Origin of the sequence: Frankia casuarinae, from assembly GCF_000013345.1 — a bacterium.
GTDB classification, from domain to species: Bacteria; Actinomycetota; Actinomycetes; order Frankiales; family Frankiaceae; genus Frankia; species Frankia casuarinae.
Genome location: NC_007777.1, coordinates 4,688,221 through 4,701,520 on the forward strand (window position 1 = coordinate 4,688,221; position 13,300 = coordinate 4,701,520).

The 13,300-nt window shown below is 71.4% G+C and carries 9 protein-coding genes; 3 read left to right on the forward strand and 6 right to left on the reverse strand.

Translation table 11 applies throughout. From position 1 onward, the window contains the following. Positions 1-46: 46 nt before the first annotated feature. The 6 genes from FRANCCI3_RS19780 to FRANCCI3_RS19805 all read right to left on the reverse strand — a co-directional run bounded on the left by FRANCCI3_RS19780 (position 47) and on the right by FRANCCI3_RS19805 (position 6,807). Positions 47-1,108, reverse strand: a complete 1,062-nt coding sequence (locus tag FRANCCI3_RS19780; protein ID WP_011438294.1) for a Ppx/GppA family phosphatase — start codon at positions 1,106-1,108, stop codon at positions 47-49. Positions 1,109-1,133: 25 nt separating this feature from the next. Next, the gene (locus FRANCCI3_RS19785) at positions 1,134-1,760 is read right to left on the reverse strand and encodes a DUF501 domain-containing protein (protein WP_035941014.1); all 627 of its coding nucleotides are present in this window, start codon (positions 1,758-1,760) and stop codon (positions 1,134-1,136) included. An 89-nt stretch (positions 1,761-1,849) separates the two neighbouring features. Further along, positions 1,850-2,224, reverse strand: coding sequence for an FtsB family cell division protein (locus FRANCCI3_RS19790; RefSeq protein WP_011438296.1), 375 nt, complete (start codon positions 2,222-2,224; stop codon positions 1,850-1,852). Between the two features lie 4 nt (positions 2,225-2,228). Further along, positions 2,229-3,512, reverse strand: coding sequence for a phosphopyruvate hydratase (eno, locus tag FRANCCI3_RS19795; RefSeq protein WP_011438297.1), 1,284 nt, complete (start codon positions 3,510-3,512; stop codon positions 2,229-2,231). 391 nt (positions 3,513-3,903) lie between these two features. Beyond that, positions 3,904-5,952: a S49 family peptidase gene (locus FRANCCI3_RS19800; protein WP_011438298.1), complete on the reverse strand. Its 2,049-nt coding sequence runs from the start codon at positions 5,950-5,952 to the stop codon at positions 3,904-3,906. 411 nt (positions 5,953-6,363) lie between these two features. Continuing rightward, entirely contained in the window at positions 6,364-6,807 is a 444-nt protein-coding gene (locus FRANCCI3_RS19805) for a MerR family transcriptional regulator (RefSeq protein WP_011438299.1), read from the reverse strand. A gap of 658 nt (positions 6,808-7,465) precedes the next feature. Between FRANCCI3_RS19805 and mfd the strand changes: the two genes are divergently transcribed. The 3 genes from mfd to mazG are packed head-to-tail and all read left to right on the forward strand — an operon-like array spanning position 7,466 to position 13,104. Continuing rightward, on the forward strand, positions 7,466-11,092 hold the full coding sequence (gene mfd, locus FRANCCI3_RS19810) for a transcription-repair coupling factor (RefSeq protein WP_011438300.1): 3,627 nt from the start codon (positions 7,466-7,468) through the stop codon (positions 11,090-11,092). A 56-nt stretch (positions 11,093-11,148) separates the two neighbouring features. Continuing rightward, positions 11,149-11,907, forward strand: coding sequence for a SurA N-terminal domain-containing protein (locus tag FRANCCI3_RS19815; protein ID WP_023840073.1), 759 nt, complete (start codon positions 11,149-11,151; stop codon positions 11,905-11,907). A 12-nt stretch (positions 11,908-11,919) separates the two neighbouring features. Next, positions 11,920-13,104: a nucleoside triphosphate pyrophosphohydrolase gene (gene mazG / locus FRANCCI3_RS19820; RefSeq protein WP_011438302.1), complete on the forward strand. Its 1,185-nt coding sequence runs from the start codon at positions 11,920-11,922 to the stop codon at positions 13,102-13,104. The last annotated feature ends 196 nt before the right edge of the window (positions 13,105-13,300 follow it).

Sequence of the window (13,300 nt, forward strand, 5' to 3'; positions counted from 1 at the left end):
CGTCCCGTCCGTCACCCCGCCCCACCGGTCCTCCTACAGCTGGTCCTCATACCGACGGGCCGGCGGTGACGGGCGGCGCCGCCCGCCCGGGCCCGGTGGCCGGGGCGCCCGGCGCGGCGGCCAGGGCCAGCGCTATCCCATCGAGGATGTCGCGTTCGCTTGCCACCACCGCCGCGGCGCCCGTTCGCTCGACCAGGGTGCGCAGCACGAGCGCGCCGGCGGCGATGACGTCCACCCGACCCGGGTGCATCACCGGCAGGGCCGCGCGCTGGTCGTGCGTCATCCTCAGCAGCCGGTCCGTGACCTGCGCGACCTGCTCCGCCGTCGTCACGGACAGGTGGATGCGGGTCGGGTCGTACTCGGGGAGATCAGCCGCGAGGGCGGCGACCGTGGTGACGGTCCCCGCGACGCCGACCAGCGTCGCCGCCTCGGTCAGGGGCACGGTACGGGCGGCGAGGTCGAGTGCCGCGTGCACGTCGGCGACGATCGCCGCGGCCTGCGCGCCGGTCGGCGGATCATCGTGCAGGTGCCGCTCCGCCAGCCGCACGCATCCGACGTTCACCGAACGGGCGGCCCGCACCCCGCTCACGTCCCCGAGGACGAGTTCGGTCGAGCCGCCGCCGATGTCGGCGAGCAGGATCGGCGTGGCGACCGGCCCCGTCGGCGCGCCCTCGACCGAACCGGCAGACGAACTGGCGTCGAACGAACCGGCGTCAAACGAACCGGCTCGGCCGACGAGGTCACCGATGGCGCCGCCGAAGGACAGGGCCGCCTCCTCGTTCCCGCTGATCACCTCGGGGTCCACACCGAGGATCGCGCGGACCCCGGCGACGAGCTCATGGCGGTTGCGCGCGTCGCGGGTCGCGCTCGTGGCGACCATCCGCACCCGTGAGGCTCCCAGCCGCTCGATCTGCTCGGCATAGTCCCGCAGCGCGGTGAAGGTGCGGGCGAGCGCCTCCGGCGCGAGCTCACCGGTCCGGTCGACCCCGGCCCCCAGCCGGACGATCTCCATCTGGCGGGTCAGCTCGTGCAGGGTCGATCCCTCGACGTCCGCCACCAGCAGACGGATCGAGTTGGTTCCACAGTCGATCGCGGCGACCCGACTCACGGTCTCTCCTCCCCGGTCAAATCCCCTATCGGATCTCTTTCGGATCCCCCGTCGGGTCCCCTGCCGGATCCCCTGTCGAACGACTGCCGGTCGGTCCGTCGCCCGCCGCCCCGCCGCCCGGGGCGGGTCCGGGCGCCTCGGCCTCGTCAACGCCCGGACATCGGCCACCGGCCACGCACGGCCCCCGCCGACCCCAGTCGGGAACAGCCGCAAGGGCCTCGTCACCGAACGGATTGACTCCCGGACCCACGGCGAGACTGTGCGCTACGAGGACGTGCAGGCACTTGACCCGATCGGGCATGCCACCCGCGCTCGGAGCGGCGGGCAGCACCTCGTGCGCGTCGCGCCGGGCGAGGTAGTCCCGGTGGGCGACGGCGTAGGCGGCGGCGAGCCGCGGATCCTCCGCCAGCCGGGCTGTCATCTCGCGCATCACCCCGACCCCCTCCAGCCGCGAGATCGCCGACGCAGCCCGGGGGCAGGTGAGGTAGTACAGGGTCGGGAAGGGGGTGCCGCCGGCAAGCCGCGGTGCGGTCTCGACCACGTCGGGAAGACCGCACGAGCAGCGATGGGCCACCGCGAGGACGGCTCGCGGCTCGCGGGAGAGCTGACGGCGCACGATCTCGAGATCCTCGGCCGTCACCGCCGGTGCCATACTCACCCCCTCGCCGTCATCGCCGTCATCACCGTCCGCCAAGCCCGTTCCTTCGCCGCACCGGGGTCGGGGCTCCCGCCCCGTGACCGCTACGGCGTCGAGATCTCCGACCAGAGTCGGGCGTACCAGGCCGAGCCCCCGGACGACCCGCCGCGGGTCTCGTCGCCGTCCTTGGTGGGTGCCGGTTTGATCGGCATCAGGTACGCCCGCTCACCGGGCTTGACGTAATGCAGCCGACGGCGCGCCTCGTCCTCGACCCAGGCCTGGTCGTCGTAGCGCTCGACCGTCGCCCGCAGCTCGTTGACCCTCGCCTGGGCCTGCGCGTTGGTCCGGCTCAGCTCGGAGAGCTTGGCCTGCTGCTGCAGGTACAGCCGCAGCGGATAGGCGAGGGTCAGGACCAGCACGCAGATCACGACGGCGAGCAGGGTCGCCCTCGTGGTCAGCGCGGTGTTCCGCGGCGGCATGGGATCAGCCGGCTTGCCTGCGGCGGGGGAACGCGGCGGCGCCCGCGTACCGGGCCGCGTCGTCGAGTTCCTCCTCGATGCGCAGCAGCTGATTGTACTTCGCGACCCGCTCCGAGCGCGCCGGGGCGCCGGTCTTGATCTGACCGCAGTCGACCGCGACGGCGAGGTCGGCGATGGTGGTGTCCTCGGTCTCGCCGGACCGGTGGGACATCATTGCCCGGTAGCCGCTACGGTGGGCCAGGTTCACCGCGTCGAGCGTCTCGGTCAGCGTGCCGATCTGGTTCACCTTCACCAGCAGGGCGTTTGCGGCCTTCAAGGCGATCCCGCGAGCCAGCCGCTCCGGGTTGGTCACGAACAAGTCGTCCCCGACGAGCTGCACCTTGCCACCGAGCCGCTCGGTGAGCGCCACCCAGCCATCCCAGTCATCCTCGGCCAGCGGGTCCTCGATGGAGACGATCGGGTAGGCGGAGACGAGCTCGGCATAGTAGTCGCTCAGGTACTCGGCGCTACGCGAGTTGCCCTCGAAGGTGTACGACCCGTCCGCGTAGAACTCGGTGGAGGCAACGTCCAACGCCAGGGCGATGTCCGTCCCCAGGGCGAAGCCGGCCTTGTCGATCCCCTCGGCGATGAGGTCGAGAGCCTCCCGGTTGGTGGGCAGGCTCGGCGCGAAGCCGCCCTCGTCGCCCACGCCGGTCGCCAGGCCCCGCGCCTTCAGCACGCTCTTGAGCGCATGATAGACTTCCGCACCCCAGCGCAGCGACTCGGCGAAGGTGCTCGCGCCGATCGGAGCAATCATGAACTCCTGAATGTCGACGTTGGTGTCGGCGTGCGCACCACCGTTGAGGATGTTCATCATCGGCACCGGGAGCAGGTGCGCGGTCGGACCTCCCAGGTACCGGAACAGCGGCAGGCCGCTCGACGCCGCCGCCGCCTTGGCCACCGCCAGGCTGACCCCGAGCAGGGCGTTGGCGCCGAGGGCCGACTTGCCCGGGGTGCCGTCGAGGTCGATGAGCGTCGCGTCGAGAAGACGCTGCTCGGTGGCCTCCAACTCCATGATCGCCGGACCGATCCGGTCGATCACCGCGGCCACGGCCTTGGTCACGCCCTTGCCGCCATAGCGGTTGTCCCCGTCGCGCAGCTCGACGGCCTCGAAGGCACCGGTGCTCGCCCCGCTGGGCACCGCGGCGCGGCCCAGCGTGCCGTCCTCCAGGACGACCTCGACCTCGACGGTGGGGTTACCGCGCGAGTCAAGGATCTCGCGGGCTCCGACGGCCTCGATAGACGGCACGGCTTCGACCTCCGGTATGCGCTCTGACACGGAACGATGACGCGGTGGCAGCAGCGGACCGCCACAGGCCGGTGACCGGAAGCCACCACCCCGCGGCAGGCCACCGGGGCAGACCCTGATGGCCTGCCGCGGATCGTGGCGCGGGACGAGCGGTGCCGTCCGGACGAAACCGGTCGCTGCGAGACTACCGTCGCCCCACGGCGACGCGACGCCGGTCCCGGCCCGGCGCGGCGCGTCCATTCACCCGCGGCGGGTCCGTTCACCGGCCACCCGACGGTCATTTCACCGCCTGCCTGGCCGTCGGGCACCCGGGCGTCGATCCTCCCGCGGACGGCGGTGTCACGCATCCCACAGGCCGGCGAGTTCGTTGTGGGCCACCGGTGCGGACCGGCTAACCGATCCGCCCGATCGGCGGCATGACCAGCGGACCGGCCGAGGGCAGACCAAGCCGCGCCGCCAGCGGTGCCAGCGCCCCCCAACCCGGGACGAAGCCGGCACCGGGACCAGCGCCGAGCAGGCCCAGGGCGGACCCGGCCACCGACCCGGCCACCGACCCGGCCACCGACCCGGCCACCGACCCGGCCACCGACGCGGCGGCCCCGCGGTCCTCGCTGGACTTCGGCGACCGGACCCGTTCCAGCACCGACGGCTTGGGCGTCAGCCGCACCCGCGGAGTCTCACCGGCCGGCAGACCGGCGCGCGACCAGGCGAGTTCGATCGCCTGCGCCAACCCGCCGAGGACGTCCACCAAGCCGTGCGCATGGGCGTCCGCGCCGGTCCACACCCGGCCGCGGGCCAGCTGGTGCGCCTGGTCCCGGGACAGCCCGCGAGCGACCGCCACCTTGTCAACGAAGTCGGCGTAGACCCGGTCCAGGAACTCCTCCAGTTTCTCCCGCTCCCCCGGGGTGAAGGGCCGCCGCGGCGACATCATCAGCGCATGCTCGCCCTCCGCGACGGCACCGAAGCCCACTCCCACCTTGTCGAGCAGCCCGCTGATCACCTGCTTGCCGGCGAACACCCCGATCGAGCCGGTCAGCGTGCCGGGGTTCGCCACGATCGCATCGGATGCCAGGGCGACGAAGTAGCCACCAGAGGCCGCCACGTCACCCATCGAGACGATCAGCGGCCGGCCGCTGGCCCGGAACCGCTCGGCCTCCCGGCGGACCAGGTCGGAGGCGACGTAGGAACCCCCAGGGCTGCTCACCCGGAACACCGCCGCCGCCACCGCGGGATCACGCGCGGCGGAACGGAAGGCCGCCGCGGTGGCCTCCGCTGCGAGCACCGGCCCGGAGAACGGACCCGGGGCACCGTGTCCGAGGACGACCGGCCCGGTCCCATGGATGAGCGCGATGACCGACTTCTTCGGGTCTCGATGTGGCGCCGTCACGGAGGGGGCCAGCGCACTCGTCCCGCTGCCCGCGGCCTCGTCCGGGTGGAGGTGGGCCTCCCCGGCGCCGTCGGGACGGGAGCCGTCCCGATCATCGGGAACCTCGCGGAAGAAGAAAGCCGCCGGACCGCCGGCCGCCAGCGCCGCCACGCGAAGCGCCGGGAACTTCTCCCGCCGCTCGGCGGACCGCCGGTAGGCGGAGGCGTACATCAAAACCGGCTCCGCGCCGGACCCGCGGCGCGCATCCTCCCGGCCCGCGCCCTCCCCGTCACCCCCGAATCCGGCCGACGGCCCCCGCGTCACCCGTTCCCGTGCCGCCGCGTACACCTCGTCGCGGTAGCCGAGACGGTCGACGAGACCGGTGTCGAGCGCGACGGACCCGGCCAGCGGTCCGAGATCGATCAGACGCCGAACCCGGTCGGTGGACAGCCCGCGTCCCTCGGCGATGCCGGCCACGATCTGGTCAGAGCTGGACTCGATGATCCGGCTGACCGCCTCCAGGTGCGCCGGGGTGAAGTCCCGCTCCACCAGCGTGTTGACGGCGTTCTTGTACTCGTACCGCTGGCCGATCTCGACGGAGATACCGAGCCGGTCGAGCGCTCCCCGCAGGAACGGCGCCTCCATCCCGAGACCGGTCAGGCCGCAGTCACCGGGCGGGGCGAGCCAGATCTCGTCGAACGCGCAGGCCAGATAGTAGGGCGCCGTGCCGCCCCCGAACTCCCCGAAGGTGTCCGCGTAGGCGATGGCGGTGCCACCGGCCGCACGAAACGCGGCGATCGCGGCGCGAATCTCCTGGATACGTGCCAGCGGCATCCCGCAGGCGGCGATATGCGCGACCACGATGGACACCCGGGGATCCTCGGTCGCGTACCGTAGGCCTTCGACGACATCCCGCAGGGTCGTCCGACGCCGGGCGAGCGCCAGGGTGATCGGGTCGGTGGGGACGCCTTCGATCGGGTCGACCGTCAGATCGAGTTCAAGGACGATCGGAGCCGTCCGCCGCGCCGCGATCTGGCGGACGTCGGCCAGCGCCTTACGTGGGATGGCAGCCATGCCCTCAGAGGCTAGCCTTCCCCCGCACGGCGCCTCCGGCGCAGTGCGGGGACCCCTGGCATCGGGCGCCGTACGGGGTCTCCGTCGCCTCGCCTTCGGCGAACCTCCTGGGACAACCCTCAAAGAACCCACGGCGCCTCCGGCGCAAAGAACCCACAGCGCCTCCGGCGCAGTGCGGGGACCCCTGGCATCGGGCGCCGTACGGGGTCTCCGTCGCCTCGCCTTCGGCGAACCTCCTGGGACAACCCTCAAAGAACCCACGGCGCCTCCGGCGCAAAGAACCCACAGCGCCTCCGGCGCAGTGCGGGGACCCCTGGCGCCGCCGGAAAATAACTTCAAGTTTTGATCTTGGTCTTGCCGGTGCGATGCGCGAGGCCCGCCGCGGTGGGTGCGGTGATCGGTATCCGCGGATCAGACGGTTCCTCCCGACCGTTTCGCGTCGTCGTGCAGCCCGCCGACGAACGACTCCGCGACGCTGACCTGCTCCCGAAGCGTGGAGAGTTTTTCCTCCGCGAGTACCACCCAGGTGCCAAGCCGCTCCTGGAGCTCGGCCCGGACGCCCGCGGCGAGGTCGGGCTCGGCGAGCTCATCACGAAGGGCCAGCAGCGACCGTATCTCCTCCAGGGTGAACCCCAACGGTTTCATCTTCTTGATGAGGAGCAGCCGCTCGATGGCGTCGTCGTCGTAGAGACGAAATCCCCCTACGGTCCGACCTACCGGCGCGAGGAGCCCTGACTCCTCATAGTAGCGGACTGTTCGCAGGGAGAGGCTGACCCGCTCCGCAACGTCCCCGATCTGGTAAACGTCGCCACGGGTCGTGTTCGATCCCGAAACACCACGGCGCTTGGTGGACAACTCGGCCCTTACGTTAGGGTAGATATTGGACGACCGGACCGGACGATTTTGGGCAACCGGACCGGACGTCAGGCAGTCGACTGTACGTCGCTCGGCGATGTGGCGCCCCCTTCGCCGAAGCGGGCGGGACGGGGGAGTGCGGGGCGCCCGAGCGTGCCGTCCGTCGTCCGGTACCGACCGGACCGCGTTGCCGGAAACGTGAGATGCGTCACGTCGGAGCCGTCGCGCTCGCCGATGCGGCCCTGCGGCCGTGTCCACGGCGTCCACCCGGCCGGCCCCGCGTTCGTATGGACGCGCACGTTACCGCGGCCCCGACGAACATGGCGCCGGTCCGAACGGGAGGAGGGTGGGTTGCCGGGGCGGGTGGGAAGGTTGTCGTAGGCTGGACATATCGTCTGTGCCGACAGGGCTGAGCCGATCGAGGTCGATCCGGTATCAAGGTTGACCCGTATTAAGGTCGGCTCGGCATCAAGATCGATTGGGTATCGAGGTTGACCCGCTGCCGGCGCCTGCGGACCGGGGCATCGCCGGGCGGAAGCGTCGTGTGGAGCGGGGCCGGGCCGGACGGTAGATCAGGGCCGGATCGGCCTCGCCGTGTCACGTCGTCGGATCCCAACCATCGGATCCCAACCAACCGAGAGGCACAGGGACGCACCCCATGACCCTCGCGCCGTTGCTCGACGCGCTGATCGCCCGTCCCGGCGGGGACCCTGCCCTGGGCCGGGCGATCGGCGCGGTCGGTGAACCGGTCCTCGACCTCGCTGGTCCCGCGGCGTTGCGGCCCTTCGCCGCCGCGGCCCTGGCGGTCGGGGCCGACCGGCCGGTCCTCGCTGTCGTGGCTACCGGCCGGGAGGCCGAGGATCTGGCGTCGGCGCTCGGCAGCCTGCTCGGTCCCGATGTGGTCACGGTCTTCCCGAGCTGGGAGACCCTGCCCCACGAGCGGCTGTCCCCCCGGGCTGACACGGTCGGGCAGCGCCTCGCCGTGCTGCGCCGGCTCGCGCATCCGGCGAGCACCGGTCGGCCGCCACTGCGGATCGTGGTCGCGTCGATCCGTGCGGTGTTGCAACCCCAGGTGGCCGGGCTCGGCGAGCTCGCACCGGTCACCCTCGCCGAGGGCGATACGGCCGACCTCGACGGCGTGGTGACGCGGCTGGTGGACATCGCTTATCACCGGGTGGACCTGGTCGAGCGGCGCGGCGAGATCGCCGTGCGCGGCGGCATCCTCGACGTCTTCCCGCCCACCGAGGAACATCCGCTGCGGGTCGAGTTCTTCGGCGATGAAGTCGAGGACATCCGCCGGTTCTCCGTGGCGGACCAGCGGGCGCTACCGGAGGATGATGGCGCGACCGGTGGTGGCCGTGTCCTGTTCGCGCCGCCGTGCAGCGAACTGCTACTGACCGCGCAGGTGCGGGCGCGGGCCGCGGACCTCGCGACGCGCCACCCGGAGCTGCTGGACCTGCTCGACAAGATCGCCGACGGCATCCCCGTGGAGGGGATGGAGGCGCTCGCCCCGGTACTCGTCGACGCCATGTCACTACTCCTGGACGATCTGCCGGCCGGCACCCACGTGCTGGTCTGCGATCCCGAACGGGTCCGTTCGCGGGCGAGCGAACTGGTGCGCACGAGCCAGGAGTTCCTCGACGCGTCGTGGAGCGTCGCGGCGCTGGGTGGCGGCGCGCCGATCGATCTCGGCGCGGCCGCCTACCGATCGATCATCGAGGTCCGCGAGCGTGCGGAGGATCTCGGCCTGCCGTGGTGGTCGGTCACTCCCTTCATGTCGACCCCGGCAGGCAGCGACCGGGAACCGGCGGGCACCGGGCTGACGGGCGCCGCCTACGACGGGACCGAGTACGGCGACAACTACGGCGACAACTACGGCGACAACACGGTGGTCGCCAGCCTCCGGCCCGCGCCGATCTACCACGGGGACACCGCGGCGGTCATCGCCGACGTCAAGGGCTGGCTCGCCGAGTCCTGGCGAGTGCTGCTGGTCACCGAGGGGCACGGTCCGGCGCAGCGCCTGGTGGAGATGCTGCGCGACGCCGACCTGGGCGCCGGCCTCGCCGAGGAGGCCACGCTCACTCCGGGCGTCGCCATAGTCACCTGCGGTCGGCTCGCCACCGGCTTCACCAGCGATACTTTGCGCCTCGCCGTTCTTACTGAAAGCGACATCGCGGGTGCCCGCGGGGTGAGCACGAAGGACATGCGGCGCATGCCGAGCCGGCGGCGCAAGGGCATCGATCCGCTCGCCCTGCTCCCCGGGGACATGGTGGTCCACGACGCGCACGGCGTCGGCCGCTACGTCGAGATGGTCACCAGGACCGTCGCGGGCGCCAAGCGGGAGTATCTTCTGCTGGAGTACGCCCGGGGCGACCGACTGTATGTGCCGACCGACCAGCTTGAACAGATCACCCGGTATGTCGGGGGTGACGCGCCGAGCCTGGACCGCATCGGCGGCGCCGACTGGGCCAAGCGCAAGAGTCGGGCCCGCAGGGCCGTCAAGGAGATCGCCGGTGAGCTGATCCGGCTCTACAGCGCCCGGATGGCTGCTCCCGGGCATGCCTTCGCTCCCGACAGTCCCTGGCAGCGTGAGCTGGAGGACGCCTTCCCGTTCCGAGAGACACCCGATCAGCTCGCCGCCATCGACGAGGTCAAGGCCGACATGGAGAAGCCGGTCCCGATGGACCGGGTAATCTGCGGCGACGTCGGCTACGGCAAGACCGAGATCGCGGTGCGGGCCGCGTTCAAGGCGGTGCAGGACGGCAAGCAGGTCGCGGTGCTGGTGCCCACGACGCTGCTGGTCCAGCAGCACTTCCAGACCTTCTCCGAGCGTTACGCCGCATTCCCGGTGGTGGTGAAGGCGATGAGCCGGTTCAACTCGCCCGCCGAACACAAGGCGGTGCAGGAGGGGCTCGCTACCGGCAGTGTCGACGTGGTCATCGGCACCCACCGGCTGCTGTCCGGGGAGAACCGCTTCAAGGATCTCGGCCTGGTGATCGTCGACGAGGAGCAGCGCTTCGGTGTCGAGCACAAGGAGCAGCTCAAGAAGATGCGCACGGCGGTGGACGTGCTCACGATGAGCGCCACACCGATCCCCCGCACGCTGGAGATGTCGATCACCGGCATCCGGGAGCTGTCGACCATCGACACTCCGCCCGAGGAGCGGCACCCGGTGCTGACCTCGGTCGCCGCCTACGACGCCCGTCAGGTGGCCGCGGCGATCCGCCGGGAGCTGCTGCGCGAGGGGCAGGTCTTCTTCATCCACAACCGGGTGGAGACGATCGACCGGGCCGCCGCCCGGCTGCGCGATCTGGTTCCCGAGGCGCGGATCGCCACCGCCCACGGCCAGCTGCACGAGGACGCGCTTGAGCAGGTCATGGTCTCCTTCTGGGAGAAGAAGTTCGACGTGCTGGTCTGCACGACGATCGTGGAGTCGGGCCTGGACATCTCCAACGCCAACACCCTCATCGTCGAGCGGGCCGACGTGTTCGGCCTGTCCCAGCTGCACCAGCTGCGCGGCCGGGTCGGGCGGGGCCGGGACCGGGCGTACGCCTACTTCCTCTACCCGCCGGACAAGCCGCTGACCGAGACCGCCCACGACCGGCTCGCCACGATCGCCCAGCACAACGACCTTGGTGCCGGAATGGCCGTGGCCATGAAGGACCTGGAGATCCGGGGAGCGGGCAACCTGCTCGGCGGCGAGCAGTCCGGGCACATCGCCTCGGTCGGGTTCGACATGTACGTGCGGATGGTCGGCGAAGCGGTGGCCGAGTACCGCAGGGAGGGGGTCGAGGAGCCCCCGGAGGTCAAGGTCGAGCTGCCGGTCGACGCGAGCCTGCCGCATGACTACGTGCCGAGCGAGCGGCTGCGGCTGGATGCCTACCGGCGGCTGGCCGGCGCCGCCACGGACGCCGACATCGACGAGGTGCGTGGCGAGCTCGTGGACCGGTTCGGTCCGGTGCCCGAACCGGTCGAGAACCTGCTGGCCGTCGCGGGCCTGCGGGTGCTTGCCCGGCGCTTCGGCGTCACGGAGATCATCACCGCCGGTCGCCAGATCCGGTTCGCTCCGCTGGAGCTGCGGGAGAGTCAGACACTCCGGCTGACCCGGCTCTACCGGGGCGCCGTGGTCAAACCGGCGGTGCGGACCGTACTCGTTCCCGCGCCGACCGAGACGGGGCGCATCGGTTCCCGGCCATTGCGGGACCGGGCCCTGCTCGTCTGGGTCGGCCAGCTCCTGCATGCGGTCGCGGGCGACTCGGTCGCCGCCGCGGCGGCCTCGATCTGACTCCTGGCGTAGGGCGCCGTACCGTACGCCACGCTGAGCGGATACCGTCTCGGCTCGTGAAGCTTTCCCGTCTCCTCGCCGGTGTCGGGCTCCTCATGCTCGTCGGTACCGGGTGCACGACCCATGCCGGGGCCGCCGCCCAGGTCGGTTCGCAGACCATCGGGACCTCCCAGCTGCGCGGCATCGTCGACCGTGGGCTCAAGGCCGCGCAGACGGTACCGATCCCGCAGACCTCGCAGTCGGCGTCGCAGAGTCTCAACCGGGGTGAACTCCAGCGACGAACCCTGACCACGCTCGTGCAGCTCGAATTGATCTCCGGTGAGGCGAAGCGGCTGGGGATCTCGCTGACCGGCCAGGACATCGCGTCCTACTACCAGGCGTACGCGATCCTGCAGTTCGGCAGCGTGAAGGCGTTCGAGCAGCGAGCCGCCGCGGCAGGCTTCGCCCAGCAGGACGTGGCGACGATCGTCCGCTCGGGAGCGTTCGAGTCGGCGCTCGGGGACAAGATCAGCCCGGGTGTCCTCGCCTCCGACGCGGACACCCGCGCCCAGTACGACAGCATCGTCGATCAGATCGGGAAGATCCCTCTCAGCTACCGGCAGGCCAAGCCCTACCTGGCTCGGTTCCTGGTGGCGGACAAACGGGCGACGAAGGTGCGTCCGCTACTCGCGCAGGCCGAGTCCCGGGATCCCATCTCGATAAACCCACGATTTGGTACCTGGGACACGAAGCAGTTCGCCGTGGTCGCCGCTGAGGGCTCGATCGCCAGCAAGCCCGCGCCCACGCCGATCCTGGACCTGACCACCCGATCCTGAGCGGACGGCGACATGTTGATGCGGATCACCGTGGTCGTCACCAGCCCCCGGGTGGCACCGGGAATTCTCACGGCCCGGGCGTGGGATGTCGTGCGCACGGTGCCCGTCCTGACCGCGAGCCCCACGCATCCTCAGCTCGCCGCGCTGCGGGCGGCCGGTGCGACCGTCCTGATCGTCGATCCCGGCGATCCCGGCGATCCCGGCGGTCTGGCCGGCGCGGTGACCCTCATCCGGGCCGCCCTGCCTGATCCCGCGGCGGCCGAGGTCGCCTGGCTACCCGATCCGCTTGCGCCGAACATCCTCGACTGCCTCCTCGGCGAGGCGAGTGGATCCGGGGAACGCAACGATGCCGGCGTCGACGGGGTGACCGGGGTCGAAGTGACGAGCCTCGTGGCCACCAGGGAGCTGCCCGGCTCGAGCCTGTTGGACGCCGTCGCGGTCATGGACCGCCTGCGGTCGCCGGGCGGCTGCCCCTGGGACGCCGAGCAGACGCACACCTCGCTCGCACCGTACCTGGTCGAGGAGACGTACGAGGCGTATCAGGCGATCGAGGACGGCGATCTCACCGAGCTGCGCGAGGAACTCGGCGACGTGCTGATGCAGGTGCTCTTCCACGCTCGGATCGCCGCCGAGCGCGCCGACGACGGCTGGGACGTCGATGACATCGCGGCCGGTCTGGTGGCCAAGTTGATCCGCCGTCATCCGCACGTGTTCGGTGACGTGGTCGTGGACGGTCCGGCGAACGTCGTCGCCAACTGGGACGCGATCAAGGCGGTCGAGAAGGGGCGCGTCTCGGTGACCGAGGGTGTCCCACTCTCCCAACCGGCGTTGTCCCTCGCGGCCAAGCTGCTGAAGCGGGCGGCCGGCATCGGCGTCCCGGCGGATCTCGCGCTGACCGGGACGGCCGCGTGGGGTGTGACCGACGCGGGCGATCGGGTCACCGAGATCGCCGCCACGGCCGCCGTACTGGCCCGGTCGGGCACGGCGGGGGACGACCTGATCGGTGATCTGCTCTTTGCCGCCGTCGCGCTCGCCCGGACGGCCTCCGTCGATCCGGAGCGGGCCCTTCGGGCGACCGCCCGTCGCTTCCGGGACCGGCTGGCCGCCGTCGAGGGCACAGTCCGTGCCGAGGGCGCCGATCCGGCTTCCCTGTCCGACACCCGCTGGCGCGCAATCTGGCGGCAGCTACCCGGGTAAGCACCGATCACCGGCGCCCGATGCCAGGGAGTACCGGGTTGGCGAGCCTGATCGTGGGCGGGGCGTCGTGGCGGGTGCCGCGCTGGCCGGGCTTCTTGACCGGGTACTGGTTGTGGCGGGCGCGGCGGACGCGGCGGACGACGCGGGGTCTAAGATGCCCGTCTTCACCGCCGTGCCCATCGTGCTGAGGACTGCT

Excerpts from the sequence above, each read along its gene's own strand:
- FRANCCI3_RS19785 (WP_035941014.1), bottom strand. The coding sequence starts at position 1,760 with ATGGCACCGGCGGTGACGGCCGAGGATCTCGAGATCGTGCGCCGTCAG.
- FRANCCI3_RS19790 (WP_011438296.1), bottom strand. The coding sequence starts at position 2,224 with ATGCCGCCGCGGAACACCGCGCTGACCACGAGGGCGACCCTGCTCGCC.
- mazG (WP_011438302.1), top strand. The coding sequence starts at position 11,920 with ATGTTGATGCGGATCACCGTGGTCGTCACCAGCCCCCGGGTGGCACCG.
- FRANCCI3_RS19800 (WP_011438298.1), bottom strand. The coding sequence starts at position 5,952 with ATGGCTGCCATCCCACGTAAGGCGCTGGCCGACGTCCGCCAGATCGCG.
- mfd (WP_011438300.1), top strand. The coding sequence starts at position 7,466 with ATGACCCTCGCGCCGTTGCTCGACGCGCTGATCGCCCGTCCCGGCGGG.